Annotated in this window: 28 protein-coding genes and 1 riboswitch; of the genes, 13 read left to right on the top strand and 15 right to left on the bottom strand. The window is 70.2% G+C overall.

Features of this window, described 5'->3' with window-relative positions:
- Positions 1 to 99: 99 nt before the first annotated feature.
- Positions 100 to 915: a murein hydrolase activator EnvC family protein gene (locus tag ACIF8T_RS16545; protein ID WP_400035863.1), complete on the bottom strand. Its 816-nt coding sequence runs from the start codon at positions 913 to 915 to the stop codon at positions 100 to 102.
- Positions 916 to 1,279: 364 nt separating this feature from the next.
- Here ACIF8T_RS16545 and rpsB point away from each other — a divergent pair, with 364 nt between their 5' ends.
- From rpsB to ACIF8T_RS16520, 5 genes are all read left to right on the top strand, one after another.
- Complete coding sequence (gene rpsB / locus ACIF8T_RS16540) at positions 1,280 to 2,167, top strand: 30S ribosomal protein S2 (RefSeq protein WP_400035561.1); 888 nt, start codon at positions 1,280 to 1,282, stop codon at positions 2,165 to 2,167.
- 157 nt (positions 2,168 to 2,324) lie between these two features.
- On the top strand, positions 2,325 to 3,161 hold the full coding sequence (tsf, locus tag ACIF8T_RS16535) for a translation elongation factor Ts (protein WP_400035559.1): 837 nt from the start codon (positions 2,325 to 2,327) through the stop codon (positions 3,159 to 3,161).
- A 189-nt stretch (positions 3,162 to 3,350) separates the two neighbouring features.
- The gene (gene pyrH / locus ACIF8T_RS16530; RefSeq protein WP_400035557.1) at positions 3,351 to 4,109 is read left to right on the top strand and encodes a UMP kinase; all 759 of its coding nucleotides are present in this window, start codon (positions 3,351 to 3,353) and stop codon (positions 4,107 to 4,109) included.
- Between the two features lie 196 nt (positions 4,110 to 4,305).
- Positions 4,306 to 4,863 carry a ribosome recycling factor gene (frr, locus tag ACIF8T_RS16525; protein ID WP_014675285.1) on the top strand — a complete coding sequence of 186 codons (558 nt, stop codon included), beginning with the start codon at positions 4,306 to 4,308 and terminating at the stop codon, positions 4,861 to 4,863.
- Positions 4,863 to 5,996, top strand: coding sequence for a phosphatidate cytidylyltransferase (locus ACIF8T_RS16520; protein WP_400035555.1), 1,134 nt, complete (start codon positions 4,863 to 4,865; stop codon positions 5,994 to 5,996). Before frr ends, ACIF8T_RS16520 begins: the two co-directional genes overlap by 1 nt.
- Before the next feature lie 889 nt (positions 5,997 to 6,885).
- Here the strand turns inward: ACIF8T_RS16520 and ACIF8T_RS16515 are convergent.
- The 12 genes from ACIF8T_RS16515 to ACIF8T_RS16460 form a co-directional block, all read right to left on the bottom strand.
- The gene (locus ACIF8T_RS16515; RefSeq protein ID WP_400035553.1) at positions 6,886 to 8,154 is read right to left on the bottom strand and encodes a tyrosine-type recombinase/integrase; all 1,269 of its coding nucleotides are present in this window, start codon (positions 8,152 to 8,154) and stop codon (positions 6,886 to 6,888) included.
- Positions 8,154 to 8,351 carry an AlpA family transcriptional regulator gene (locus ACIF8T_RS16510; RefSeq protein ID WP_176128829.1) on the bottom strand — a complete coding sequence of 66 codons (198 nt, stop codon included), beginning with the start codon at positions 8,349 to 8,351 and terminating at the stop codon, positions 8,154 to 8,156. The genes ACIF8T_RS16515 and ACIF8T_RS16510 overlap by 1 nt, the downstream gene beginning before the upstream one ends.
- 2 nt (positions 8,352 to 8,353) lie before the next feature.
- Positions 8,354 to 9,730, bottom strand: a complete 1,377-nt coding sequence (gene repSA, locus ACIF8T_RS16505; protein ID WP_400035551.1) for a replication initiator protein RepSA — start codon at positions 9,728 to 9,730, stop codon at positions 8,354 to 8,356.
- Positions 9,723 to 9,908 carry a hypothetical protein gene (locus ACIF8T_RS16500; protein ID WP_102637910.1) on the bottom strand — a complete coding sequence of 62 codons (186 nt, stop codon included), beginning with the start codon at positions 9,906 to 9,908 and terminating at the stop codon, positions 9,723 to 9,725. The genes repSA and ACIF8T_RS16500 overlap by 8 nt, the downstream gene beginning before the upstream one ends.
- Positions 9,909 to 9,993: 85 nt before the next feature.
- The gene (locus ACIF8T_RS16495; protein ID WP_400035549.1) at positions 9,994 to 10,545 is read right to left on the bottom strand and encodes a GGDEF domain-containing protein; all 552 of its coding nucleotides are present in this window, start codon (positions 10,543 to 10,545) and stop codon (positions 9,994 to 9,996) included.
- A 91-nt stretch (positions 10,546 to 10,636) separates the two neighbouring features.
- Complete coding sequence (locus ACIF8T_RS16490) at positions 10,637 to 10,954, bottom strand: SpdD-like protein (RefSeq protein WP_400035547.1); 318 nt, start codon at positions 10,952 to 10,954, stop codon at positions 10,637 to 10,639.
- A gap of 12 nt (positions 10,955 to 10,966) precedes the next feature.
- On the bottom strand, positions 10,967 to 11,122 hold the full coding sequence (locus tag ACIF8T_RS16485; protein ID WP_106412442.1) for a hypothetical protein: 156 nt from the start codon (positions 11,120 to 11,122) through the stop codon (positions 10,967 to 10,969).
- 11 nt (positions 11,123 to 11,133) lie between these two features.
- Entirely contained in the window at positions 11,134 to 11,325 is a 192-nt protein-coding gene (locus ACIF8T_RS16480) for a mobile element transfer protein (protein WP_030767843.1), read from the bottom strand.
- Between the two features lie 19 nt (positions 11,326 to 11,344).
- Positions 11,345 to 12,010 carry a DUF2637 domain-containing protein gene (locus ACIF8T_RS16475; RefSeq protein WP_400035545.1) on the bottom strand — a complete coding sequence of 222 codons (666 nt, stop codon included), beginning with the start codon at positions 12,008 to 12,010 and terminating at the stop codon, positions 11,345 to 11,347.
- A complete protein-coding gene (locus ACIF8T_RS16470; protein ID WP_400035544.1) occupies positions 12,010 to 12,213 on the bottom strand; it encodes a hypothetical protein in 204 nt (67 codons plus the stop codon). The genes ACIF8T_RS16475 and ACIF8T_RS16470 overlap by 1 nt, the downstream gene beginning before the upstream one ends.
- Before the next feature lie 82 nt (positions 12,214 to 12,295).
- The gene (locus ACIF8T_RS16465; protein WP_400035542.1) at positions 12,296 to 13,651 is read right to left on the bottom strand and encodes an FtsK/SpoIIIE domain-containing protein; all 1,356 of its coding nucleotides are present in this window, start codon (positions 13,649 to 13,651) and stop codon (positions 12,296 to 12,298) included.
- Between the two features lie 3 nt (positions 13,652 to 13,654).
- Positions 13,655 to 14,008 carry a hypothetical protein gene (locus ACIF8T_RS16460; protein ID WP_400035540.1) on the bottom strand — a complete coding sequence of 118 codons (354 nt, stop codon included), beginning with the start codon at positions 14,006 to 14,008 and terminating at the stop codon, positions 13,655 to 13,657.
- Between the two features lie 157 nt (positions 14,009 to 14,165).
- Between ACIF8T_RS16460 and ACIF8T_RS16455 the strand changes: the two genes are divergently transcribed.
- Both ACIF8T_RS16455 and ACIF8T_RS16450 read left to right on the top strand, forming a co-directional pair.
- Positions 14,166 to 14,897, top strand: a complete 732-nt coding sequence (locus tag ACIF8T_RS16455; protein ID WP_400035539.1) for an XRE family transcriptional regulator — start codon at positions 14,166 to 14,168, stop codon at positions 14,895 to 14,897.
- A gap of 28 nt (positions 14,898 to 14,925) precedes the next feature.
- Positions 14,926 to 15,396: an NUDIX hydrolase gene (locus ACIF8T_RS16450; protein ID WP_400035537.1), complete on the top strand. Its 471-nt coding sequence runs from the start codon at positions 14,926 to 14,928 to the stop codon at positions 15,394 to 15,396.
- Between the two features lie 221 nt (positions 15,397 to 15,617).
- On the opposite strand, the gene ACIF8T_RS16445 is transcribed toward ACIF8T_RS16450, so the two are convergent.
- Together ACIF8T_RS16445 and ACIF8T_RS16440 are read right to left on the bottom strand one after the other, a co-directional pair.
- Positions 15,618 to 16,175: an HDIG domain-containing metalloprotein gene (locus ACIF8T_RS16445; RefSeq protein ID WP_400035535.1), complete on the bottom strand. Its 558-nt coding sequence runs from the start codon at positions 16,173 to 16,175 to the stop codon at positions 15,618 to 15,620.
- 397 nt (positions 16,176 to 16,572) lie between these two features.
- Positions 16,573 to 17,580, bottom strand: a complete 1,008-nt coding sequence (locus tag ACIF8T_RS16440; protein ID WP_400035533.1) for a hypothetical protein — start codon at positions 17,578 to 17,580, stop codon at positions 16,573 to 16,575.
- Positions 17,581 to 17,872: 292 nt separating this feature from the next.
- On the opposite strand from ACIF8T_RS16440, the gene ACIF8T_RS16435 reads away from it, so the two are divergent.
- The 6 genes from ACIF8T_RS16435 (at position 17,873) to ACIF8T_RS16410 (ending at position 24,632) form a co-directional block, all read left to right on the top strand.
- Positions 17,873 to 18,499, top strand: coding sequence for a hypothetical protein (locus ACIF8T_RS16435; protein ID WP_400035531.1), 627 nt, complete (start codon positions 17,873 to 17,875; stop codon positions 18,497 to 18,499).
- A gap of 170 nt (positions 18,500 to 18,669) precedes the next feature.
- A complete protein-coding gene (gene rlmN / locus ACIF8T_RS16430; protein ID WP_400035529.1) occupies positions 18,670 to 19,776 on the top strand; it encodes a 23S rRNA (adenine(2503)-C(2))-methyltransferase RlmN in 1,107 nt (368 codons plus the stop codon).
- A 35-nt stretch (positions 19,777 to 19,811) separates the two neighbouring features.
- Positions 19,812 to 19,917, top strand: a riboswitch (TPP riboswitch).
- A gap of 80 nt (positions 19,918 to 19,997) precedes the next feature.
- Positions 19,998 to 21,086, top strand: a complete 1,089-nt coding sequence (locus ACIF8T_RS16425) for a thiamine ABC transporter substrate binding subunit (RefSeq protein ID WP_400035527.1) — start codon at positions 19,998 to 20,000, stop codon at positions 21,084 to 21,086.
- 44 nt (positions 21,087 to 21,130) lie between these two features.
- Positions 21,131 to 22,732 carry an ABC transporter permease gene (locus ACIF8T_RS16420; RefSeq protein WP_400035861.1) on the top strand — a complete coding sequence of 534 codons (1,602 nt, stop codon included), beginning with the start codon at positions 21,131 to 21,133 and terminating at the stop codon, positions 22,730 to 22,732.
- Positions 22,732 to 23,751: an ABC transporter ATP-binding protein gene (locus ACIF8T_RS16415; protein WP_400035525.1), complete on the top strand. Its 1,020-nt coding sequence runs from the start codon at positions 22,732 to 22,734 to the stop codon at positions 23,749 to 23,751. The genes ACIF8T_RS16420 and ACIF8T_RS16415 overlap by 1 nt, the downstream gene beginning before the upstream one ends.
- Before the next feature lie 83 nt (positions 23,752 to 23,834).
- Positions 23,835 to 24,632: a maleylpyruvate isomerase family mycothiol-dependent enzyme gene (locus ACIF8T_RS16410; protein WP_400035523.1), complete on the top strand. Its 798-nt coding sequence runs from the start codon at positions 23,835 to 23,837 to the stop codon at positions 24,630 to 24,632.
- Positions 24,633 to 24,752: the final 120 nt, after the last annotated feature.

Below are 24,752 nucleotides of genomic sequence, written 5' to 3'. Positions count from 1 at the left end.
CGTCGCCTCCCTCCCCGGCGACGGAGCTGCACCGGCTGCGGAGATCAGGAGCCCGGCTGCACTCCCGGCACCGGAGGCCGGCTGCACCGGCCGCGGAAGTCAGGAGCCCGGTGGCACCCCCAGCACCGGCAGCAGGCGTGGCCGGCTCGCGTTCAGCAGCCAGGGCGGGAGGAGGGAGAGCGGGTCGAGGTACGTCCTCCCCGTGCGCAGGCCCCAGTGGACGCAGGGGGCCGCGCAGTGCGAGCCCGTGGGCTCCACCGCGCCGATCACCTGCCCCGCCAGGACGGCGTCGCCCTTCTCCACCGACGCCCGCACCGGCTCGTACGTCGTCCGCAGCGGCGGGTCACCCGTCCCGGGCAGCTCCACCGAGACCACGCCCCGCCCCGCCACGCGGCCCGCGAAGGACACCCGGCCCGCCGCCACCGCCCGTACCGGCGCGCCGGGTGGCGCCGCCAGGTCCACGCCCCGGTGGCCCGGGCCGTACGGCGTCGCCGGGGGTTCCCAGCCGCGCAGGACCCGGGGACGCGTCCCCACGGGCCACGTCCGCCCGACGGCCGGGACACGCCCCTCCGCGCCGCCCGAGACGTGATCTTCCGGGTCGGCGGGGACACGCTCCGCCGCTCCGGCCGGGGCGCGGTCCGCCGAGCCTGCTGGGACACGGCCCTCCGGGTCGGCCGGGACACGGCCTTCCGCTCCGGCCGGAGCGCGGTCCTGCGAGCCGCCCGGGACAGGGCCGCCCGGGACAGGGCCGTCCGGGCCGGCGGGGAGACGGGCCTCCGCATCGACCGGAGGACGGCCCTCCGTGCCGGCCGGGACACGACCCCCCGCCCCGGCCGGAGCATGACCCCCCGAGCCGGTCGGAGCATGATCCTCCGAGTCGGCCGGCCGGGGCGTGTCCGGGCCGGCGGCCGTCAGTTCCGGTGGTGGGGACAGCAGGGCGGTCACCGTCAGGACCAGCAGCAGGACCAGGCGTGCGCACACCCTCACGCATCGTTTCGTTCGCATGGGGACAGCGTCCCGGGGACCCGCCGATCATGGCTGGTAGCTGTGGACCACCGGCCGGTTGTGGACAACGGCGTCACCCGGGGCCTCGCGGGTCCCGTACACTTCTGGTGGCGATCCGGGCCACCGGGTCGACTTCGCACGCCCACGACACGGCACCCTTCCAGGTTCGTGTCAGCGCCCCTCGGTCCCTCGTGGCACGGCGCGCAGCGGGCGTCAGGCGCGGAAGCCGTCCGGCATCCGCGGCACAACCGGGAAATACGAGGAGAGTACGGCCATGGCCGTCGTCACGATGCGGGAGCTGCTGGAGAGCGGCGTCCACTTCGGTCACCAGACCCGCCGTTGGAACCCGAAGATGAAGCGCTTCATCTTCACCGAGCGCAACGGCATCTACATCATCGACCTGCTCCAGTCGCTGTCGTACATCGACCGCGCCTACGAGTTCGTCAAGGAGACCGTCGCCCACGGCGGCACGGTCATGTTCGTCGGCACGAAGAAGCAGGCGCAGGAGGCCATCGCCGAGCAGGCCACCCGCGTCGGCATGCCCTACGTCAACCAGCGCTGGCTGGGCGGCATGCTCACCAACTTCTCGACCGTCTACAAGCGTCTGCAGCGCCTCAAGGAGCTGGAGCAGATCGACTTCGAGGACGTCGCGTCCTCCGGTCTGACCAAGAAGGAGCTCCTGGTCCTCTCGCGTGAGAAGGCCAAGCTGGAGAAGACCCTCGGCGGTATCCGCGAGATGCAGAAGGTGCCCAGCGCCGTCTGGATCGTGGACACCAAGAAGGAGCACATCGCGGTCGGCGAGGCCCGGAAGCTCAACATCCCGGTCGTCGCCATCCTCGACACCAACTGCGACCCCGACGAGGTCGACTACAAGATCCCGGGCAACGACGACGCGATCCGCTCCGTCACCCTGCTCACCCGCGTGATCGCCGACGCCGTCGCCGAGGGCCTGATGGCCCGTTCCGGTGTCGCCGAGGCCGGCAAGGGTGACAAGGCCGCGGGCGAGCCGCTCGCCGAGTGGGAGCGCGACCTGCTCGAGGGCGAGAAGAAGGCGGACTCCGAGGAGGCCGCTCCGGCCGCGGAGGCTCCGGCTGCCGAGGCTCCGGCTGCCGAGGCCGCCCCCGCCGAGGACGAGAAGGCCGCCGAGGGCGAGCAGGCCTGACCTGCCGGCGCAAGCCGTTGACGGCGGGAACGGTGACATGAGATCCGTTCCCGCCGTTCACCCGTAGGTCGGCGGCAGGACAGCGGCCTCCGTCCCCATGGAGGCCGCACCCCGCAGATCTTCGATCTTCCAGACTTCGAGAAAGATTCACAGACTCATGGCGAACTACACCGCCGCCGACGTCAAGAAGCTCCGCGAGCTCACGGGCGCCGGCATGATGGACTGCAAGAAGGCGCTGGACGAGGCCGAGGGCAACGTCGAGAAGGCCGTCGAGGCGCTCCGCATCAAGGGCCAGAAGGGCGTCGCCAAGCGCGAGGGCCGCTCCGCCGAGAACGGTGCCGTCGTCTCGATCATCGCCGACGACAACTCCTCCGGTGTCCTCGTCGAGCTCAAGTGCGAGACGGACTTCGTCGCCAAGGGCGACAAGTTCCAGGCCGTCGCCAGGACCATCGCCGAGCACGTCGCCAAGACCGCCCCGGCCGACATCGAGGCCCTGCTCGCCTCCGAGATCGAGCCCGGCAAGACCGTCCAGGCGTTCGTGGACGAGGCCAACGCCAACCTCGGCGAGAAGATCGTCCTGGACCGCTTCGCGCAGTTCGCCGACGGCTTCGTCACGGCGTACATGCACCGCACGATGCCCGACCTGCCCCCGCAGATCGGTGTCCTCGTCGAGCTGGACAAGCCGAACGCCGACGTCGCCAAGGGCATCGCCCAGCACATCGCCGCCTTCGCGCCGAAGTACCTCTCCAAGGAGGACGTGCCGGCCGACGTCGTCGAGGCCGAGCGCCGCATCGCCGAGGAGACCACCCGCGCCGAGGGCAAGCCCGAGGCCGCCCTGCCGAAGATCGTCGAGGGTCGCCTCAACGGCTTCTTCAAGGACGCCACGCTGCTCGGCCAGCCCTACGCGCTCGACAACAAGAAGTCGGTCCAGAAGATCCTGGACGAGGCCGGTGTCACCCTGAAGCGCTTCGCGCGCATCAAGGTCGGCATCTGAGTCCGTACCCGACGGGCGCGCGACCCCGATAGGGTCGAAAGCAGTCGTCCGGGTACCCGGTCACGCACGCGCGCGTGCCCGACGACAGCAGATCTGACGAGGAGGCCATTGCCGTATGGGATGCGAAACACGCCCCGTCGGCAATGGCCTTCCTCGTATGTGCAACACGTGAAAGAGGCGGGATCCCCCATGACCACCAAGGGCCAGAAGAGCGACGACGGCAAAGTACCCGGCCGGTTTCTGCTGAAGCTGTCCGGAGAGGCCTTCTCCGGCGGCGGGGGTCTGGGTGTCGACCCGGACGTGGTGCACGCCATCGCGCGCGAGATCGCGGCCGTGGTCCGCGACGGCGCGCAGATCGCCATCGTCATCGGCGGCGGCAACTTCTTCCGTGGTGCGGAGCTCCAGCTGCGCGGCATGGACCGGGCCCGCTCCGACTACATGGGCATGCTCGGCACCGTGATGAACTGCCTCGCCCTCCAGGACTTCCTGGAGAAGGAGGGCGTGGACTGCCGCGTGCAGACCGCCATCACCATGGGGCAGGTCGCCGAGCCGTACATCCCGCTGCGCGCCGTGCGGCACTTGGAGAAGGGCCGCGTGGTCATCTTCGGCGCCGGTATGGGCATGCCGTACTTCTCCACCGACACCACCGCCGCCCAGCGCGCCCTGGAGATCGACGCCGAGGCGCTGCTGATGGGGAAGAACGGTGTCGACGGGGTCTACGACTCCGACCCGAAGACCAACCCCGACGCGGTGAAGTTCGACCACCTCGGCTACGGCGAGGTCATCACGCGCGACCTGCGGGTCGCCGACGCCACGGCGATCACGCTGTGCCGCGACAACAGGCTCCCGATCGTCGTCTTCGAGCTTCTGGCCGAGGGCAATATCGCGCGTGCCGTCAAGGGTGAGAAGATCGGCACGCTGGTGGGTGACCAGGGCAGCCGGGACTGACCGGCCGGCCCAGGGTCCGCACGACGCCGGTCCGCCGCACGCCACCTGTCCGGGGGACGGACGGGACGGAGCCGGGCCGGGGGATGGACAATGACCTGCCGGTCGTGAACCGTGCAGGAAGAAGACGCGACGCAGCCGGCCGCCGCCCCGACGAGGAACCGCAGCCGGGCCTACTCAAGACACGCAGGAGCAAGTGGTGATCGAAGAGACCCTCCTCGAGGCCGAGGAGAAGATGGAGAAGGCCGTCGTGGTCGCCAAGGAGGACTTCGCCGCGATCCGCACCGGCCGTGCGCACCCGGCGATGTTCAACAAGATCGTGGCCGACTACTACGGCGCGCCGACCCCGATCAACCAGCTGGCCTCGTTCTCGGTGCCCGAGCCGCGCATGGCCGTGGTGACCCCGTTCGACAAGAGCGCGCTGCGCAACATCGAGCAGGCCATCCGCGACTCCGACCTGGGCGTCAACCCGAGCAACGACGGCAACATCATCCGGGTGGTGTTCCCCGAGCTGACCGAGGAGCGCCGCCGCGAGTACATCAAGGTCGCCAAGGGCAAGGGTGAGGACGCCAAGGTCTCCATCCGCTCCGTGCGCCGCAAGGCCAAGGACGCCATCGACAAGCTGATCAAGGACGGCGAGGTCGGCGAGGACGAGGGCCGCCGTGCGGAGAAGGAGCTCGACGACACCACCGCGAAGTACGTCGCCCAGGTGGACGAGCTCCTGAAGCACAAGGAAGCGGAGCTGCTCGAGGTCTGATGAACGACTCTTCCTGGGGCGCGCCGCCACACACCGGGTACTGGGGGCCCACCGATCAGGGACCTGCCCCGGCGGGTCCCGCGTACGATGCGCGTGACGCGCAGCACACTCGCCCCATGCCCGTCGTACCCGACGTACCCGATCACGGCGGAGACCAGGATGACGACCGGGGGGCCGCTCGGCTGAGCGGCCCGCTGTTCCGGGACGAGACGTTCCGCGACCAGACGGCACAGGCCCACCCCTACGGGGAGGTGCCGCAGAAGCAGGATCCGGAGCCCATGGCCGACGCCCCGCAGCCGGCACCGCAGCCGCAGAAGAAGAGCGCGGGGCGCGACCTGAGTGCCGCGATAGGGGTCGGCGTCGGACTCGGCGCCGTCATCGTCGCGTCGCTGTTCGTCATCAAGGCCGTGTTCGTCGGCGTGGTCGCGGTCGCGGTCGTCGTCGGCCTGTGGGAGCTGACCAAGCGGCTGGAGGAGCGCAAGGGCATCCGCGCGCCCCTGGTGCCGCTGGCGCTCGGCGGTGCCGCGATGGTCGTCGCCGGGTACGTGCGGGGCGCCGAGGGGGCGTGGGTCGCCATGGCGCTCACCGCGCTGGCCGTGCTGGTCTGGCGGATGACCGAACCGCCCGCCGACTACCTCAGGGACGTCACCGCGGGCGTCTTCGCGGCGTTCTACGTGCCGTTCCTGGCGACCTTCGTCACGATGATGCTGGCGGCCGACGACGGGCCGTGGCGGGTGCTGACGTTCCTGCTGCTGACCGTGGTCAGCGACACGGGCGCGTACGCCGTCGGCTGGCGCTTCGGCCGGCGCAAGCTCGCCCCGCGCATCAGCCCCGGCAAGACCCGTGAGGGGCTGCTCGGCGCGGTGGCGTTCGCGATGGCGGCCGGCGCGCTGTGCATGCAGTTCCTGATCGAGGGCGGCGCCTGGTGGCAGGGCCTGCTGCTGGGTCTCGCGGTCGCGGCCAGCGCCACGCTGGGCGACCTCGGCGAGTCCATGATCAAGCGGGACCTGGGCATCAAGGACATGGGCACGCTGCTGCCGGGGCACGGCGGGATCATGGACCGGCTGGACTCCCTGCTGCCGACCGCTCCGGTGGTGTGGCTGCTGCTCGTGCTCTTCGTGGGCTCCGGCTGAACCGCGCCGTACTTCCCGCGGGCGCCGGCCGAGCCGGACCCGTCGCGACGAGCCCCCGCCCCTCACCGGGCGGGGGCTCGTCGCCGTCGTGGACGGGGACCGGGGCACCGGGAACGATCTGCGACACTGGAAGAACCATGCCCAAGCCCGGAGAACTGGCAGCGAGCGGGCAGCAACAAGCCCCCCACCAGCGCGTTTGGTGCAGATAGGGGGCCTGGTTCAGGTCACTGGGCCGTCTCTGGGCCGTCTGACCTTGTAGACCGCTGACGTTCGCGATCTCGGTTAACTGGTCGGCTACCGCAGACTTCGGCGAACTACGTGCTGAGACGAGTCGCTGACCACTGCGCATGGTCCCGCAAAGTTTGGGTGGTACCACCTTGAAAAGTTTCCGTCGACTTAGATCTCGGAACTTTGATGAGACACGAGATTTGCGAACCAGTCACGAACTTTCGTGGGTGTCGCTAGGGTAGTACCACCAACACATCTTGAGATGCGTAGGGGTGGGGCCAAAGTTGCGTCCTGCACAGCGGCCTCGAACGTGAGTGGGGTCCCCTCCGCTGGCCATGCCTCGGGGACCCCGGTGAGCTACCGGCCGTGTAGAAGCCCGGTCAGGTGTGCCGTGGTGATGGCGGCAACCATCGCCACGAGCACGTCCCAGGCCATCCGCTTCGCACGGCCGTAGCTTTTGCTGGCACGTACGGGCGCGAGCCTTCTCCTGACCTGGTCGACACCCGTTGACCACAGTGCCGCAACTCGGCGCCGTAGGTTCATCACGTCGTTCTTCCTCCATCCAGCGGGCACTACGTATCACCCGCTGGACACAGGGAGTGTCGAAACCAGTGCCCGCGCTTAGTAAATCGGATCAGTGGAGGGGCCGGGGCGAGAATCCCTAAGTTCGGTGACCACGATGGCAGGAGAAGGCCTGGCCGTCGTCGATGTATAGGACGCCATCGACGGCTTTTCGAGTCCGTTCCTGACTCGACGGCATCAGGTGCGCGTACACCCGCAGTGTTAGCCCAGGGTCGGAGTGCCCCAGGTACTCGCTCACGGCCTTGATGCTCTCGCCGGCGTCCAGCAGGACCGAGGCGTAGAAGTGCCGCAGCGCGTGCATGCCGTGCTCGCGAGCGGACTGGTGCTTACCGTCCTCCCCGGCTTCCGCGATCAATCCGGCCGACGCGAGGGCGGGCTTCCACTCCTGGATGTTGAAGTTGCTGCGCCAGACGAGTCCGCTCGCGGTGTTCGTGAACAGGAGGCGGGCCGACACCTTCGGGCCGTCCGGCTTGCGCCAGGGCAAGGTGATCTCGACCGGCTTGAAGGTGTCCATGTGGGCTCGCAGGGACTCGGCCACCGAGGGCGGCAAGGGTACGTCCCGCTCCTTGTTGCACTTCGGAGGAGCGAACACGGCCTTCCCCCGGATCAGCTTCACCTGCCGGACGACCCGGATGATGCCGCCGTCGAAGTCGAGCGCATCCTCAGCCAGCCCTACGATCTCCCCTTGACGAAGTCCGCACCCGGCACCCACGTCCACCATGGGCCGGTAGCGCTGGGGGAGAGCCGCGCGGACCGCCCGGACCTGAGCAGGCAGCCACGGCACAACCCGGCGTTGCTCGGCGGCCGGCGGACGAACGGACTTCGCGGAGCACGGGTTACGGGGCAACAGCCCGTCGTCGACCGCCGCACTGAGGACGGCCCGTACGTCGCCGTAGATGTTCCGCGCATAGCCGCTGCTCACGGCCGGGTCATTCTCCAGCGCGCTCACCAGCGCACGAATGTGCTCCGGGCGGAACGAGTCCAGCGGCCGGGAGCCGATCAGGCGAAACGCGTGCAGGCGTAACCGCTGCTCGACGACGACCTGACTGGCCGGGTCGATGCCGTGCGTCTTGAGCCACTTCTCGGCGTAGCTCTTGAAGGTGATCCGAGCGGCACGCGGGTCGATGTACCGACCGCGCGACATGTCCGACGCGATGTCCGTGAGCCACTGCTCGGCGAGGCGCTTCTGTCGGTCCGGGAAGCTCTTGGACTTCTCGGTGCCGTCAGGGCCGATGTACCGAGCGCGGTAACGCATGCCAGCGCCGTATCGGTCAGTCTTGACCTTGACGGGCTTGCCGTCCGGGCCAGTCTCTGTCTTGTACCAGCGGTCTTGGATGTGCCCCGCCATCAGGCAGCCTCACCGATCTGTGAGTCCACCCAGGCACGCACGTCGGTCGGGTCGAAGCGGAGGTGCCGGCCGACGCGGAAGCCGCGGGGACCGGTGCGCTTGCGGCGCCACTGATAGACGGTTTCGACGCTGGGCAGCTCGAACATCTCGACCAGGTCCTCAGGGGTCAGAAACCGGTTCGGCAGGTCTGAGGCCATGGTCAGCACTCCCTTTCGTCGGCGAGTTGGTCGCGCAGGGCTTCGCGAGCGGTTTCGCGGTTGAGCTGGAGGTCGCGGGCGATGGTGGCGGCGAGGACGGATTCACCGGGGGTGTGGCCGTGTCCGGCGTACTGCCAGTCAGCGAGGACCAGGACGGTGTCCGGCTCGGCGTCCTCGAGGCCGAGGGCGGCGCGCTCCTGGGCGGCCCGGTACTCGGCGCGTGTCTGGCGGAGTTCGCTGAGCGTGGTCGAGTAGCGGCGGGACTTCGAGGAGAAGTGGCCGCGGAAGCCGAGCATGTGAGCCCAGGCCCACAGCCGTCGGTCCGGGTAGAGCGGGTCGAGGGTCTTGCAGGCTTCGATCAGGCGGCGGGTGTGCTCGGGGACCTGGTGGCGGTCGAGCTCGGCCGGCTCGCCGATGCGGCGGTCCAGGGTGCCGGTGCTCTCGGCCGCTTTGGTCGCGTACTTGGCGACGTAGGAGGCGACAGCCTGCTCGGTGATGTCGGAACCGTCTCCGAACGCCTTCACGGGGCGGATGTCGAGCTGGGGGCCCCAGCGGAAGGTGCGGGCCGGTTGGTCCTCGGCGGCCGGGACGGAGACCGAGGTGTAGGAGTGCGCCGCAGTTGCACGGATCGCGTCGGCGAGCATGTCGACGGTCGCCCAGGCCGGGGGAGGAGTGTCCGGGCCGTCCGGTCCGTCGAGTCGGATTACGGCATGGAAGTGCAAGGCCCCACGCTTCTGGAACTCGGCGACTTTGCCGTACGACAACCGGGCACGCTCTTTCAGCTCGCGCTGGGTGAGGCCGGCGCGAGCGGCGATCTCGCGGCGGAGCCGGTTGGTGAAGCGCTGCCAGAGCTGTCCGGCGTGGTTGTTGAACAGCACCGCGCCCGCGTAGTCGTAGGTGTCCGGGTTGAGGGCGGTGCCCAGCTCCGGGGCGTCGGGAGCGTGGCGAGTGCCGCAGCGGCAGACGCCGCGATCGGGGCGGTTGTGGACCGGGCCGAACGAGGGTGCGGTGAGGGTGACGAAGACCCGGGGGTGATCCCGGACGGCGGCGGGGATGTCGCGGCGGTCGTCACCGGCGAGGCCCGCGCGGATGAGGTGGTAGGTGTCGCCCGCGTAGGTCCAGGCACAGGAGGGGCAGCGGGAGGCACGCCGGTTGCCGCAGGCGAGGCGGAGACGGCCGCCCGGCTCGCCCTCGGTGGAGTAGTGGTGCAGGGTCTCGCCTGTGGTCTTGTCCTTGTGCACGACCCAGCCGGTCAGGTGGATGGGGTCGGCGCAGCCACCGGTGCGGCGTATCTGTTCTTCCCAACGGTGGTAGTCGACGGCCGAAGCCACCCTCAGCAGGTCGCTGAGGGTGGTCGGGTCGAGCAGCGTCTCAGGCACCAGCGCCCTCCCGGACGCGGCGGGCGGTGACGGTACCGGTGCCATGGCAGACCGGGCAGTGAGCGGTGATGGTGCGCAGGTGCCCGCGCAGGTCACGGCCGCCGATGGTGACGGCGACGGAGGCGAAGCCGTCGCAGGCCGGGCAGATACGCGACGCGGGCGGGGTGTGCTGGGTCATGATGGTGGTTCCTTTCGATTGCGGTTGGAAGGAACGGCCCCGGGTGGCGGCGTGCTTGGCGGCTTGTGCGCCACCCGGCGGCCGGTCAGCGAGAGAGGCGTGAGCCCCGGCGACCACGGCCCTTGGCCGCGTACATGGCCGCGTCGGCGGCGGCGAGGGCATCGGTCAGCAGCGGCACCGGCAGCTCAGCGAGGCGGCAGACGCCGACCGACGCGGCCAGCGGCAGCGAAACGCCGTTGTAGGGCAGCGGCCGGTGGAGTGCGGCGGTGAGCGCGTCGAGGTCGACGGCGGCCAGGTCCTGGACGACGGCGACGAACTCGTCCCCGCCCAGGCGTCCGGCGGTGCCGTGACGGCCGCACCAGGTGCGCAGGCGGTCGGCGGTGGCGATGAGCGCGGCGTCCCCGACGGCGTGGCCGTGGGTGTCGTTGAGGGCCTTGAAGTGGTCGAGGTCGACCAGGAGGACGGCGGTGGCCGGGTGCCGGCGGATGCAGTGTTCGGCGCGGGCGGTCCATCCGGCGCGGGTGTGCAGACCGGTCAGCGGGTCACGGCGGGCGGCGGCGAGCCGGTGGGTGAGGAAGCCCCCGTGCACGGCCCAGCCCAGTAACGGCACCAGGGCGGCGGCTATCTGCAGGTCCATGAGCGTTCCCTTCGGTGAAGGCGGTTGGCGAGGTATGGGTCCCGGAAGGCGGCGGCGTGCTTGGTGGCTTGTGCGTCGCCACCGGGACCGGTCAGCGGCGGTGCTGGGAGGCCAGCAGCGAGCGCAGGACGACGGCGCAGACGGCGACCGAGGCGGCGGTGATGGCGACGGCCAGGAGCATGGAGACCAGGACGGCGCCGACGACCAGGACCACGGCGCTGCCGCCGCCGGCCAGGGCGAGCGCGGTGCCGGGGGTGAGCTGGACCGTGGGCCGAGCGGGGCCAGCGACCGGGGCCGGGGTGGGCGGCGAAACCGAGGTGCCCGGGGTGATGGTGGTCGGCTCCACCACGGTGGGAGGGGTGACCGTGCCGGTGGGCTGGGGCATGATCGGGAGCTTGGGCCGGAACATGAGCGGGTCTCCTTACTTGACGGCGGTGTCGATGACCGGGGACAGGAGGCTGTCGGCGAGGAGGTAGCCGCCGAGCAGCAGCACCAGGACCAGCCAGAGCGGCGGGCGGATGAGCTTGACGCCGAGCCAGCCGACGACGACCAGGGCGAACCAGAGGGGGACATCCATGGGGTGGCCTCCTAGCGGACCTTGCAGCGGTGGGTGCGGGCGGCGAGCTGGGCGGCGGACTGGCTGGAGTAGTCGGCGGACCAGCCGCAGCCGTCAGAGCTGCACACGGCGGCGTGCTTGGTGGTGCCGTTGCGGTCGCGGTGGGTGCCGATCTGCACCGGGCCGATCCGCATCACGGAGTGGAAGAAGTCGCGGGCGGGCATGACGGGGTCTCCTCTCGGGTCAGGTGAGCTGGGCGGCGATGGCGTCCGCGAGCTGGGGCGGGACGCCGAGGCGGGCGCGGAGGGTGTCGGTGTCGATCCGGGAGCCGGTGCGCTGCTGGTGGTCGGCGGCGACCTTGCGGGCGTGGTCGACCAGCGCGGCCGGGACCGGCACCACCGGACGGGGCTTCGCGGTGGGCAGCGCCGGGGTTTCCTCGGCCGCCGGGACCGCTACGGCTTGAGGTTCCGGGTCCGGCTCAGCAGCGGTGACCGGTTCGGGCTCATGCTCCGGGTCCGGGGCGGAGGGTGCTGGCGCTTCCGGCTCCTGCCGATTGGGTGAGTGGGCGAGGAGGGTGCCGCCCATGAAGGCCAGGGCGGGCCAGGCGGCGACGAGGATGCGCAGCCAGGCCGGAACGTCGTCCAGGTCGAGGAGTCCGGCGGTGGCGACGTTCGCGCCGAGCGAGGCGACCAGGGAGATGAGGAACCAGCACCAGGCGAGCCGGGACGGCCCGTCCGTACGCAGCCGTCGCCAGGCGGCGACCAGGAGCAGGTCGACCGAGACCGGGTAGGCCCAGGCCTTCCAGCCGTCCTGTCCGGCAGCGGCGGCGAGGTCGTGCAGGTGCGCGAAGGACAGCGCCCCGGCGATGACGGCCTGGACCAGGACGGCGTCGACGCGGAGGCGGGCCATCACGGCCGCCCTCCCGGGTACTGGGGGCCGTCGATGGGGTCGTAGCCGGGCGGGAAGACGCCGGGCGGGGGTTCGGGGAGGGAGACAGCCAGGGACGGACCGATGGCCTCGATGAAGGCGCGGTCAGCGCCGAAGGTATGGGCGTACAGGGCCAGGGCGCTGAGCAGCTGCACCGTGCGGTTGAAGTCCTCGCGGGTGTCCACGGGTTCACCTCCGGTTTCTGGCATGGCAGGGGTAGGGACTTGGCGCGAAGATCGGTCGCGCCGACCGATCAGGTCGTGTGGCTCAGGCAGCGGCCGGGGCGAACTCGACAGCCGGGGCCGGAACCGGTGTGAGGGTGCCGAGCGCGGGCCTGAACGGGGCCAGGGCGGGAAGGTCCGGGGTCAGGTCGGCGTGCCGGTTGCAGATGTTCACGGCCTGCCGTAGCGAGGTGTGAGGGGCGCGGATGCGGGCCCAGCCGCCGGTCGAGTCGCCGGTGATGGCGACGCCGGGGGTGTCGGTGGGGATCTGAATCGCGGCGAGGACGGCGTCCGGGGCGATGTCGCCGAGGGCCATATTCGCGGAGGATTCGTCGTTGACGCGGTGGGCGGTGCGGCCGGTGAGCTGGGCGCGGAGCATGGTGATGCCCTTGCCGAGTTCGGAGCCGAAGCGCTGTCCGCAGATCTCCAGGTAGATGCCGGCCGCGCGGCCGAGCTGAGCGAGGCGGACCAGGGCGGTGATGATCCGGTCCCGGCGCTTCTCCTCCTCCTTGGACGCGTAGAGGGCGAGTTCGGCGACCTCATCGATCAGGACCACCACCGGCACCGGCCGCAGGTCTTCGGGCAGGTCCCAGATGTCGGCGGCGATCTCCGCATCCGGCACGTCGGCGGTGATCCGCTGCTCGGCCCGGATGAGTTGATACACGTCCTGCATGTGGGCCACCAGCGCATCGAGGAGGTCGGCGGCGGCGTCCGGGTTATCGGCGAGCGCGGAGAACCGACGTGCCAGCGGAAACAGTTCGACGCCTTGCTTGCAGTCGATGCCGACCAGCGCGACCCGTTGCGGCGTGAGCGCGGCGACGAGGTTGCGCTGGTAGACGGACTTGCCGGACTCTGTGGCGCCGAGAGTCAGGGCGTGTGGCACGGCCCGGTAGTCGCGGTAGTGCACGGCGCCGTCCTCACGCAAGGCGACCGGGACCCGCATCGGACGGGTGTCGACGTGCGCGGGCATCTGCACCCGCTTGAGCACGTCGTAGCCGGTCATCCGCAGTTCCACCACGCCCGAGCGCAGCTCACGGGAGGTGACGCCGTACATGGCGAACGAGTGCCGCAACCGGTCGCACGAGGCCGCAACGTCGAAGGCGTCCTGACCGGGACGGAGCTTGAGCCGCAGCACCATTCCGGTCCGGGTTATCCGCACCCGCAGGATGCGCGGGGCTCGCGGGCCGGGTACGGGCCGGTTGGTCATCCGGGCCAGGGTCAGGCGCCAGCGGGAGGCCGGGACTGTCAGGCCGCAGGCGTCCATGACCGAGCCGTAGCGGACCAGGACCCGCAGGACTGCGAAGGTGGCCCCGAAGGTCAGCCAGTACCAGGCGGGGCGCCGCCACCGCAGGAGACCCGCAGCGGCGACGACCAGCACCAGAGCGACAGCCAGCCACGTCACGGCTCAGGCCGCCTTCGAGGCCGAACCCGCAGCGGCCAGCGAGGTGACCGCGACCGCGCGGAAGGCGATGCCGTGCCGCTTCTGGCCGTTGAACTCGTTCTCCCACGCCGAGGCGACCAAGCCGGTCAGAACCACGGGAGTCCCCATGGCCAGGTCCTCGGAGACGCCGGGCTGCGGGACGGTGAGCTTGAGGATCTCGACCTCGTCGGGCGTGGAGAACATGACTTCCACGACCATCAGGGTGACGCCGTCCTTGTCGGTGGCGATCTCACCGGTGCGGCGGTCCTTGACCTTGGGCTGCGGGGCCTTGGCGACCATCACGGTGGCGTTGGAGGTGTCTACGGGGATCTGACGCATCGTCTTGTCTCCTGCTGATCTCAGGCGTTGGCCGACTCTCCGTCGGTGAGATCAGGAGACCGTGGAAGGGGTTGGACGCATCACCGTCCGTATGGACGTTTAGGGACGTCTGAGCTACCGTCAAAACGTCCCCAGTGGTCCTGGTGAAGGGCACGTCATGACGAACGAGCGTCTGCGCGCGGCGATTTCAGGGAAGGGCGAGACGATCCAGTCCGTTGCCGAGCACGTCGGAGTGGATCCCAAGAGCGTCGAGCGGTGGATCACGACCAGCCGCACCCCGCACCGCGGGCACCGCTGGAAGGCGGCGAGCTTCCTCGGCGTCGACGAGGTCTATCTCTGGCCGTCAGTGGAGAAGCAGGCGGAGAAGGCCAGCACGTCCGAGCTGATCACGTACTACCCGCACCGTGGCGCGGTGCCGGCGCCGCTCTGGTCATCCCTCATCGAGAAGGCGACGGACCAGGTCGACATCCTCGTGTACGCCGGGCTCTTCCTCTTCGACAACCACCCGGACCTGCCCGACCAGCTGGCCGAGAAGGCGAAGGCCGGCGCCCAGGTCCGCATCCTGCTCGGTGACCCCGACTCCGAAGCGGTTCGCCAGCGTGGCGAGGAGGAGGGCATCGGCGGTGACCTGGCCGCACGCGCCCGGATCACTCGCCGCTACCTTGAGCCCGCCATGTCGACGGCAGGCGTCGAGATCCGGCTGCACGATACGATCCTCTACAACTCGATCTACCGGTTCGACGAGGACGTTCTCGTGAACCCACACGTCCTCGGAGCTCCCGCCGGCCAGAACCCGGTGATGCACTTCCGGTACCTCCCCGGAGCGCGGACCTTCCGGCACTACATGCGGAGCTTCGACTACGCCTGGGAGCGGGGCCGGAGGGCGTGACAGGCCCCGAACGTGCAACGCTGAACGCATGGCCCGTATCGACTACTTCAACGATCCCAACGCCCCGAAGGCGAACAGCCTCGTCCCCTCCGTGACCGCCGTCGCTCGCAACGAGGCCGGGGAAGTCCTGCTGATCCACAAGACCGACAACGACCTCTGGGCCCTGCCCGGCGGCGGCATCGACCTGGGCGAGTCGGCCCCGGACGCAGCGGTACGTGAGACGAAGGAAGAGACCGGCTTCGACGTGGAGGTGACGGGCCTCGTCGGCATCTACACCAACCCCGGCCACGTCATGGCGTACGACGACGGCGAAGTCCGCCAGCAGTTCTCCATCTGCTTCCATGCCCGCATCACCGGCGGCGAGTTGCGGACGAGCAGCGAGAGCAAGGAAGTGGCCTTCGTCGACCCGAGCAAGCTGGACGAGCTGAACATCCACCCGTCGATGCGCATGCGGATCGAGCATGGCTTGGCCGACCGGGCAGAGCCCTACATCGGCTGATGCCCTCGGTAGGGTCCAGCCATGAATGAGACCGACCCGTCGATGGAGGCCGCCAAGGGCAGAGTGCCCCTGTGGCTAGACCCGGACGACCTGCGATGGCTGGCTCGCCACTGCTGCTGCCCCACGGACGCATCCGATGAGGAGAAGGAGCGCTGTGGACGCCTGCGGTTCCGCGCCAGTGCAGCGCTGCACAAGCACGGCCACTCCCACTGACCAAGCGATCAGGAGCCGAGGCCGAGGCGGGTACGTGTCCGCTCGACAGCCGCACCGAGGTATGGCCGCGCCTTGCTGATCGCGTTGTGGACCTCGGAGCCCGGCTTATAGCGGACCAAGATCTCGTCGATCCGGGTATCGAAGTCGAAGGCCTGTCCGGCGGGGCCGGTCGTCATGTCAGCGAAGATCAGAGCGTCCAGGACTGGCGAATCCTCCCGCTGGTAGACGGCCAGCTCGGCCGAGAGTCCGCGCTGCTCGGCCTCGTACACGGCGCCGGAGTGATGAGCGACCAGCTGCACCAGGCGCGCCGGCGCACCCAGTGATTCCAGATGCCGAGCCCCGTCGAGGGGATGGAACCCGGTGTCACGCAGCTCGGGCGCGTAACCGATGTCATGCAGCCAGGCAGCAGAGATGAGGAGATCCCGGTCCACCTCGGACACAGCCGCGGAAGCTTCGCGAGCCCGAGCAGCCACGGCCTGAGTGTGCAGCCAGCGGTTCCCGAGTGGAGGAAGCAGGGACTCAGCGAGTTTGGCCGCTCCCTGGGGCGTGTCCAGTGCAGAAGGCATGGATGGAACGGTAGCCGAGCCGAGCAGCGAGCCGACAGGCCACGATCGAGGCGCATTGATCAGGCGCGGTAAGACTTTCCCTACTTCATCAAGGCCCGCGCACGGCGCGGGCGCGCGCCGCCTCTACGGCGCGGCCCGCCTCCTGTCTTCGCCCCGGCTGGCCGCGCCAGGCGGCGCGCTCGGCGGCTGCGGGCATGAAGCGGGGCGACACCCTCTGTGGCTGGGGCGGTCGGCTCCACGGCTTTAGGCAGCCACTTTGGGGCGAGCCTCTAAGATCTTGGCCCCAACGTCGTGCTTTAACGGGCAGGTCCACAGACTGCCCGACTCGCCATCAGCTTACGGGGCCAAGATCACTCGCCCCAAAGCAGCTCCAGCCCAAAGCCGCTCCGCCGACCTTCTACTCACGCACCGCGACGAGGTTGGAAAAGCGTGGAATAGCTCGGTAAACAGCAAATGGAATCAAGGAGAATCCAGGATACTGAGGGAGGTCGATGAATCCCATCCCTCCCAAGTTTTTCATGAGGCCATTAATATTGTCTGCAAACCGAACTCTGTTCACGGCTCCATTCGAGCCAAAGAAATCAAAGTCGGGCACTGTCGTATCTTCGGGGCCGTAGCTTCCCACGCTGCCCACGAGTGTCCACTCCTGCGGCTCTGTCCCGTATCGCGCGAAGAGGATATCGGCTTCCGTGTCCAGATACTGTCGCCCTTCCTGCAGGCGGGAGCCGATTAGTACGTCCCCCGAGTCGACAGGTGAGAGATTGATGTGCAGACCCGGGGCGAAGATTCCTCGCGACATGCGGATAATAGAACGAAGTGAATCACCATCAATCCCCCCAACTCCCTTGAAGTCGGGGATCAGGTCCTCTAGCTGTCGATCTGTCTGCGCCTGACCAGACCTCGGTGGCTTTGGACCCTGCTGCCCGCCTCTGCCTTTCCCCTTGCCGGGGGCTGCCTGGCCAGCATTGGTAGACAAGCCCACGCCCATGCCTTGAAGGCCGAGTGCAACGGAGGCAAAGGCTGAAAAAACGCTGGCGGCGTATCGGGTATCGAAGAGAGATCCCATAGCGGTGATGCGAATAAGGGAACCGGGTGGGGCAATCGTTTTGATGGTCCCTGAGCTCCACTGAAGCGGATCGGCTGCCTCCTCGGAAATGTCCTTGAGTACGCCTTCGGACTCCAATGCATCTTCCAGCATCGGGAAAAGAGCATCGCCGAGAGATTTCTGGGTGTACCTCTCGCTACCGGTTACTTGGAGATGCTGGGCGAAGCTTCGCGGTCCGACCGTCGATCTCTTCTCTTGCGTACTCGTTTCTCGCTCTTCTTCTGCAACGCCCCCCTCAAGCTGAGCCAGCATTGCCCGCACCTTGTCGGTGTCTACGTACAAAAACTCGCGCAGAATCAAGTGGCACCCCTCACTGAGTTTGAAGGGTGATGTTATAGCTGGGATTGGCGGCGTGCTGGGCGATTGGAAATATTGGCACTGAGTGCCGAACCTCCTGGTAGCGAAAGAAGACCGAACTGCTGTGCCGGTACGTACGTGCGAACACCTTCCCGGGCCGTCCTGGTTCCTGGAAGGGCGCTCAGTGATGATCAACGCTGGCGTTCGGCCGCGTCCTGGCCAGATCGCCCCCTTGTGTGCCCTTCGTGCACCTGTCACACAGGTCAGAGGCGGGACCTGGGGAGGGGAGCACTGTATGTCGGTGTTGGGTGGCTATCCGGTAGGACCGTCGGCCTGGGCCGTCGAGAGGTTTGGGCGGCATGCCGGCGCGCTTGCTGCTGCGGTTCCGGTGCAGCTGGCCAAGGCGCACGCGAAGGCTCATGCTGCGCACCTTGCTGCGGGGCTTAAGAAGCGGAGTCCGTATGGGGTTGCCCTGGCGGGCCTTGTGCGCGAGCACCTGGCGGAGACGGCTCGTGAGCTGGGGGAAGCCGTACGAGACGTGCGCGGATACGAGTACGCCGTGATCAACGATCACGCGCTCTTCCCCTTCCGCTACGCGGACAGGCCCAGGTCACCGGATCGGGCCCGGTTGCCGGCCAATGCGTCTCCTACACGGCAGCGGCTGTTTCGGGCGCACGGGCCGCAGCCTCCGGAGGGTCTCTTCGACGTCGATGAGGATCTGGTGACCGAGGAGTACCTGGGGCTGCACGAAGCGTTCGAGGAGCTGGGAGCTTCCATCAGGCTCGTCTGTGTGTTCTTCACGGCTGACGCCGAGAACGGCATCCATGCCATTCACTGGGGTGACGCCCATCTCGAACCCGACCGCACCTTCACATGGCCGTACAGGGAACAGCTCCCGGTCGCTCCTGCCCAGGTGGAATGACGGGCCGTGGGCGCCGGCACCTGGGCACCTACGGCGTCGGCTGATTGAGTCCTGGGCCGTCCCTGGGCCGTCCGAGGCCGACCAACGCTGACAGTCGGCACCCACGGGTGACCACCCCCACCCCGCTCTGGCCTGGGCTACCAGAGTCGATCTGCGACACTGGTAGCACCATGCCCAAGCCCGGAGAACTCACTTTCGTCGCCCCGCGCGGAGCCAAGAAGCCGCCGCGGCACCTCGCCGACCTCACGCCCGCCGAGCGCAAGGAGGCGGTGGCCGCGGTCGGGGAGAAGCCGTTCCGTGCCAAGCAGCTCTCGCAGCACTACTTCGCGCGGTACGCGCACGACCCGGAGCAGTGGACGGACATCCCCGCCGGCTCCCGCGGCAGGCTCCAGGAGGCGCTGCTGCCGGAGCTGATGACCGTCGTGCGGCACCTGTCGACCGACCAGGGCACCACGCGCAAGACGCTGTGGCGGCTGTTCGACGGGACGCTCGTCGAGTCGGTGCTGATGCGCTACCCGGACCGGGTGACCATGTGCATCAGCTCGCAGGCCGGGTGCGGGATGAACTGCCCGTTCTGCGCCACCGGGCAGGCGGGCCTGGACCGCAACCTGTCCACCGCCGAGATCGTGCACCAGATCGTGGACGGCATGCGGGCGCTGAGGGACGGCGAGGTCCCCGGCGGGCCCGCGCGGCTGAGCAACATCGTCTTCATGGGCATGGGCGAGCCGCTCGCCAACTACAACCGGGTGGTGGGCGCCATCCGGCGGCTGACCGACCCGGAGCCCGACGGGCTGGGCCTGTCGCAGCGCGGGATCACCGTGTCGACCGTCGGTCTCGTCCCGGCGATCCACCGGTTCGCCGACGAGGGCTTCAAGTGCCGCCTCGCCATCTCCCTGCACGCGCCCGACGACGAGCTGCGCGACACCCTCGTCCCCGTGAACACCCGCTGGAAGGTGCGCGAGGTCCTCGACGCCGGGTTCGAGTACACGGCGAAGTCGGGCCGGCGGCTGTCCATCGAGTACGCGCTGATCCGGGACATCAACGACCAGGCGTGGCGCGGTGACCGGCTCGGCCGGCTGCTCAAGGGCAGGCCGGTGCACGTCAACCTCATCCCGCTGAACCCGACGCCCGGGTCGAAGTGGACCGCGTCCCGGCCCGAGGACGAGAAGGCGTTCGTGGAGGCCGTCGCCGCCCACGGTGTGCCGGTGACCGTTCGGGACACCCGTGGACAGGAGATCGACGGGGCCTGTGGTCAGCTCGCCGCGACCGAGAGGTAATCTGACCACCGTAAAATCCGCGTAAGAACATCTGCATATTCCGACAGGGGAGCGCCACAGCGCTGAGAGTGCGGCACCGGCCGCAGACCCTCCGAACCTGGCCCAGGTCATTCTGGGTAGGGAGATCGGTCATCACTCGAGCTGTTGCGCCCTGCCCGGGGCCCCTCCGAGGGGTCCCGGGCAGGGCCGCGTCTCTTCCTGGTCACCCCAGGAGGAATTCAGTGGGCATCACCAAGAAGCGGTTCACGGCCGTGGTCGTCGGTCTGGGCCTGGTCGGCGGCCTGGCCGCCTGCGGGTCGTCCGACGGCGACGGACAGCCGTCCGGCGGTTCCAGGACGGTCACCCTGGTCAGCCACGACTCGTGGGCCGTGTCGAAGGACGTCGTCGCCGCCTTCGAGAAGCAGTCCGGCTACCGGGTCCGGGTCCTCAAGGACGGCGACGCCGGGACGGCCGTCAACAAGGCGATCCTGACCAAGGACAACCCGCAGGGCGACGTCTTCTTCGGCGTCGACAACACCCTGCTCTCCCGCGCCCTCGACAACGGGCTGTTCCAGTCCTACGAGGCGAAGGGCGCGGACCGGATCAGGGCCGAGTACCGGGCCGACGGGGAGCGGCACCGGGTCACGCCCGTCGACACCGGCGACATCTGCGTCAACTACGACAAGAAGTACTTCGCCGACCGCGAGCTCGACCCGCCGAAGAGCTTCGACGACCTGGTCCGGCCGGAGTACAAGGACCTCCTCGTCACCGAGAACGCCTCGACCTCCTCGCCCGGCCTCGGCTTCCTGCTGGGCACGGCCGCGCGGTACGGCGACGACGGCTGGCAGGACTACTGGAATAAGCTCAAGGCCAACGGCGTGAAGGTCGTCGACGGCTGGGAGCAGGCCTACAACGAGGAGTTCTCCGGCTCGGCCGGTGGCAAGCAGGCCAAGGGCGACCGGCCGCTGGTCGTGTCGTACGCCTCCTCGCCGCCCGCCGAGGTCGTCTTCGCCGACCCGAGGCCCGGCACGGCCCCGACCGGCGTCGCCGAGGGCACCTGCTTCCGGCAGGTCGAGTACGCGGGGCTGCTGAGCAACGCGAAGAACGCCGAGGGCGGCAAGGCGCTCCTCGACTTCCTGGTCGGCAAGCGGTTCCAGGAGGACATGCCGCTCAACATGTTCGTCTACCCGGTCACCGAGGACGCCGAGGTGCCCGAGGAGTTCACGCAGTACGGACCGCAGGCCGCCGACCCCGAGACCCTGGCCCCGGAGAAGATCGCCGACAAGCGGGACGAGTGGGTCAAGTCGTGGACGTCGCTCGTACTGAAGTAGCCGTCCGCCGGGACCGGCGCGGGAGCGCGGCGCGGTTCGGCCTGATGGCCGTGCCCGTCGCGTTCTTCGCGGTCTTCTTCGCCTATCCCGTCGCCGCGATCGTCGCGCGCGGTCTGCAGGCGGACGGGGCCTGGCAGCCCGGCCGGATCGCCGAGGTGCTGGGGGAGTCCGGCGTCCGGCACGTGCTGTGGTTCACCACCTGGCAGGCGCTGGCCTCCACCGCGCTCACCCTGCTGGTCGCGCTCCCCGGCGCGTACGTCTTCGCGCGCTTGGACTTCCCGGGCAAGCAGGTGCTGCGGGCCGTGGTGACCGTGCCGTTCGTGCTGCCGACGGTCGTGGTGGGGACGGCGTTCCTCGCGCTCGTCGGGCGCGGCGGACTCCTGGACGAGTTGTGGGGCGTCCGGCTGGACACCACCGTGTGGGCGATCCTGCTCGCGCACGTCTTCTTCAACTACGCGGTCGTCGTCCGCACGGTCGGCGGCCTGTGGGCGCAGCTCGACCCGCGGCAGGAGGAGGCCGCGCGGATGCTCGGCGCCTCGCCGCTCGCGGCCTGGCGCGGGGTCACCCTGCCGGCCCTGGCGCCCGCCGTGGCCGCCGCCGCGCTCATGGTCTTCCTGTTCACCTTCACCTCCTTCGGCGTGGTGCAGATCCTGGGCGGGCCGACGTTCTCGACGCTGGAGGTGGAGATCTACCGGCAGACGTCCGAGATCTTCGACCTGTCCACGGCGGCCGTGCTGACGATGGTCCAGTTCGCCGCGGTGGGCGTGATCCTGGCCGTGCACGCCTGGACCGTGCGGCGCCGGGAGACCGCGCTGCGGCTGGTGGACGCCGCCGTCACCGCGCGCCGGCCGCGCGGGGCCGGACAGTGGGCGCTGCTGGCCGGGGTGCTCGCCACGGTCGCCGTCCTGCTCGTGCTGCCGCTCGCGGTGCTGGTGCAGCGGTCGCTGGACGCGCCCGGCCTCGGCTACTACCGGGCGCTGACCCGGGAGGACGGCGGCACCTTCCTCGTCCCGCCGATCGACGCCGTCGGCACCTCCCTGCGGTACGCCGTCGCCGCCACCGCCGTCGCCGTGCTGATCGGCTCGCTCGCCGCCGTCGCGCTCACCCGGCGGGGCGCGGGGCGGTTCGTGCGCGGTTTCGACGCGCTGCTGATGCTGCCGCTCGGGGTGTCGGCGGTGACCGTCGGCTTCGGGTTCCTGATCGCGCTGGACGAACCGCCGCTGGACCTGCGCGGTTCGTGGATGCTGGTGCCGCTCGCGCAGGCGCTGGTCGGCGTCCCCTTCGTGGTGCGGACCATGCTGCCGGTGCTGCGGGCGGTGGACCACCGGCTGCGGGAGGCGGCGGCCGTGCTCGGGGCGTCGCCGTGGCGGGTGTGGCGCGAGGTCGACCTGCCGCTGGTGCGGCGGGCGCTGCTGATCGCGGCCGGGTTCGCCTTCGCGGTGTCGCTCGGGGAGTTCGGGGCGACGGTGTTCATCGCGCGGCCCGACAACCCGACGCTGCCGGTGGCGGTGGCGCGGCTGCTCGGGCGGCCGGGCGAGCTCAACTACGGGCAGGCGATGGCCCTGTCCACGCTTCTGATGATCGTGTGCGCGGTGGCGCTGCTGGTGCTGGAGCGGCTGCGGACCGACCGGACCGGGGAGTTCTGATGCTGCTGAGCCTGCGGGACGCCACCGTCCGCTTCGGCGGGCGGGCCGTGCTCGACGCCGTCGGCCTGGAGGTCGCCGAGCACGAGGTGGTGTGCGTGCTCGGGCCCAGCGGCAGCGGCAAGTCGACGCTGCTGCGGGTGGTGGCGGGGCTGCAGCCGCTGGACGCCGGGCGGGTGCTGCTGGACGGACGGGACCAGGCGGGGGTGCCCGCGCACCGGCGCGGGGTGGGGCTGATGTTCCAGGACCACCAGCTGTTCCCGCAGCGGGACGTGCGCGGGAACGTCGCCTTCGGGCTGCGGATGCACGGTGCCGCGCGGCGCGCACAGGACGAGCGGGTACGGGAGCTGCTGGATCTCGTCGGGCTGCCGGGGGCCGCCGGGAGGGCTGTCGCCGCCCTGTCGGGCGGGGAGCAGCAGCGGGTGGCGCTGGCCCGGGCGCTGGCGCCCAGCCCCCGGCTGCTGATGCTCGACGAGCCGCTCGGCCAGCTCGACCGGTCGCTGCGGGAACGCCTGGTCGTCGAGTTGCGGGAGCTGTTCGGCCGGCTCGGCACGACCGTGCTGGCCGTGACGCACGACCAGGGCGAGGCCTTCGCGCTCGCCGACCGGGTCGTGGTGATGCGGGACGGGCGGATCGCCCAGTCCGGTACGCCGCTGGAGGTCTGGCAGCGGCCGGCCGACGCGTTCGTGGCCCGGTTCCTGGGGTTCGACAACGTGGTCGAGGCCGCGGTCGGCGACGGGGTCGCGCTGACACCGTGGGGCAAGGTGCCGGTGCCGCAGGACGCCCTGCGGGGCGCGCGGACGCTGCTGGTCCGGCCCGCCGGTGTCCGCCTGGTGGCCGCCGACGCGGGGCTGCGCTGCACGGTGACGGCCCGGACCTTCAAGGGCACCCACGTGGCCGTCCACCTCCAGCCCGAGGACGCCCCGCGCCTGGAGGCCGCCTGCGCGCTGCGGGCGGCGCCCGAGGTGGGGGACGAGGTCGGGGTGGAGTTCGACGCGGACGACGTGGTCGTGCTGGACTGACCCGCCGGGCGTCGTGCCCGCCCGCCGGCCCGTCCGGCGAAAACCGGGAAGCGCGGGCGGGCCCGTACTCCTAGGGTGACCGCATGACGCTGCTCCCGCACGACCGCTACTGCGACGAGACCGCCCACCAGATACGGCAGTTGAGGGCTCTGGTCACCTCCGGTGCCGACCTGGCCGCCACGGTGCCGACCTGCCCCGACTGGTCCCTGGAGGACCTCGTCCGGCACGTCGGCGGTGCCCTGCGCTGGGCGGAGTTGCTGGTGCGCACCCGGGCCGTCGCGGAGATCCCCGAGGAACGGGTGCCGGGGTACGCCGGCCCGCGGGCCCGGGGCGACGCCGCGGCGCTGGACGCGTGGCTGGCGGAGTCCGCCGCGGCGGCCGACAGGGCGTTGCGGGAGGCCGGGCCCGACGCGGCGGTGTGGAGCTGGGCCGGGACCCGCACGGCCGGGTTCTGGGCGCGCCGGATGACGCACGAGGTCACCGTGCACCGCGCGGACGCCACGCTCGCTGCCGGGCTGCCGTACGAGGTCGCGCCCGAGGTGGCCGCCGACGCGGTCGACGAGTGGCTGGAGATCGTGCGGTTCGTGCAGCGGACGGTGCCCGGCGACGCGGTGCGCGAGCTGCGCGGCCCCGGCCGCAGCATCCACCTGCACGCCACCGGCACCCCGCCCGGGCTGGACGCCGAGTGGATCGTGGACCTCACCGAGGAGGGGATCGACTGGCGCCGCGGCCACGAGCGGGCGACGGTCGTGCTGAGCGGCCCGCTCACCTCCGTCCTGCTCGCCTTCTACCGGCGGCTGCCGCTGGACGCGCCGGGGCTGGAGGTGCGGGGCGAGCGGGCGCTGCTGGAGTTCTGGCTGGAGCGGGCGACGTTCGGGTGAACGGCGCCGTGGGGCCCCCCCCCCCCCGGGGGGGGGCCGGGCGGGGGGGGGGGGGGGGGGGGGGGGGGGGGGGGCCCCGGGGGCGGGGGGGGGCGGCGCCGCGGCCCCCCCCCGCCCCCG

Source organism: Streptomyces sp. NPDC085946 (genome assembly GCF_044540485.1).
Taxonomy (GTDB): domain Bacteria; phylum Actinomycetota; class Actinomycetes; order Streptomycetales; family Streptomycetaceae; genus Streptomyces.
The sequence above is the reverse complement of the archived record's forward strand: the minus strand, read 5'-3'. Positions and strand labels throughout refer to the sequence as shown.

Bases quoted from the DNA above. Each gene is read 5' to 3' on its own strand.
- ACIF8T_RS16410 (WP_400035523.1), top strand. From the start codon at position 23,835: ATGACGCTGCTCCCGCACGACCGCTACTGCGACGAGACCGCCCACCAG.
- rlmN (WP_400035529.1), top strand. From the start codon at position 18,670: ATGCCCAAGCCCGGAGAACTCACTTTCGTCGCCCCGCGCGGAGCCAAG.
- ACIF8T_RS16475 (WP_400035545.1), bottom strand. From the start codon at position 12,010: ATGGCCCGCCTCCGCGTCGACGCCGTCCTGGTCCAGGCCGTCATCGCC.
- ACIF8T_RS16445 (WP_400035535.1), bottom strand. From the start codon at position 16,175: ATGCCTTCTGCACTGGACACGCCCCAGGGAGCGGCCAAACTCGCTGAG.
- ACIF8T_RS16520 (WP_400035555.1), top strand. From the start codon at position 4,863: ATGAACGACTCTTCCTGGGGCGCGCCGCCACACACCGGGTACTGGGGG.
- ACIF8T_RS16450 (WP_400035537.1), top strand. From the start codon at position 14,926: ATGGCCCGTATCGACTACTTCAACGATCCCAACGCCCCGAAGGCGAAC.
- ACIF8T_RS16495 (WP_400035549.1), bottom strand. From the start codon at position 10,545: ATGGACCTGCAGATAGCCGCCGCCCTGGTGCCGTTACTGGGCTGGGCC.
- ACIF8T_RS16490 (WP_400035547.1), bottom strand. From the start codon at position 10,954: ATGTTCCGGCCCAAGCTCCCGATCATGCCCCAGCCCACCGGCACGGTC.
- ACIF8T_RS16480 (WP_030767843.1), bottom strand. From the start codon at position 11,325: ATGCCCGCCCGCGACTTCTTCCACTCCGTGATGCGGATCGGCCCGGTG.
- ACIF8T_RS16435 (WP_400035531.1), top strand. From the start codon at position 17,873: ATGTCGGTGTTGGGTGGCTATCCGGTAGGACCGTCGGCCTGGGCCGTC.
- ACIF8T_RS16460 (WP_400035540.1), bottom strand. From the start codon at position 14,008: ATGCGTCAGATCCCCGTAGACACCTCCAACGCCACCGTGATGGTCGCC.
- tsf (WP_400035559.1), top strand. From the start codon at position 2,325: ATGGCGAACTACACCGCCGCCGACGTCAAGAAGCTCCGCGAGCTCACG.
- ACIF8T_RS16455 (WP_400035539.1), top strand. From the start codon at position 14,166: ATGACGAACGAGCGTCTGCGCGCGGCGATTTCAGGGAAGGGCGAGACG.
- ACIF8T_RS16415 (WP_400035525.1), top strand. From the start codon at position 22,732: ATGCTGCTGAGCCTGCGGGACGCCACCGTCCGCTTCGGCGGGCGGGCC.
- ACIF8T_RS16510 (WP_176128829.1), bottom strand. From the start codon at position 8,351: ATGGCCTCAGACCTGCCGAACCGGTTTCTGACCCCTGAGGACCTGGTC.
- ACIF8T_RS16420 (WP_400035861.1), top strand. From the start codon at position 21,131: ATGGCCGTGCCCGTCGCGTTCTTCGCGGTCTTCTTCGCCTATCCCGTC.
- rpsB (WP_400035561.1), top strand. From the start codon at position 1,280: ATGGCCGTCGTCACGATGCGGGAGCTGCTGGAGAGCGGCGTCCACTTC.
- ACIF8T_RS16500 (WP_102637910.1), bottom strand. From the start codon at position 9,908: ATGACCCAGCACACCCCGCCCGCGTCGCGTATCTGCCCGGCCTGCGAC.
- pyrH (WP_400035557.1), top strand. From the start codon at position 3,351: ATGACCACCAAGGGCCAGAAGAGCGACGACGGCAAAGTACCCGGCCGG.
- ACIF8T_RS16515 (WP_400035553.1), bottom strand. From the start codon at position 8,154: ATGGCGGGGCACATCCAAGACCGCTGGTACAAGACAGAGACTGGCCCG.
- ACIF8T_RS16485 (WP_106412442.1), bottom strand. From the start codon at position 11,122: ATGGATGTCCCCCTCTGGTTCGCCCTGGTCGTCGTCGGCTGGCTCGGC.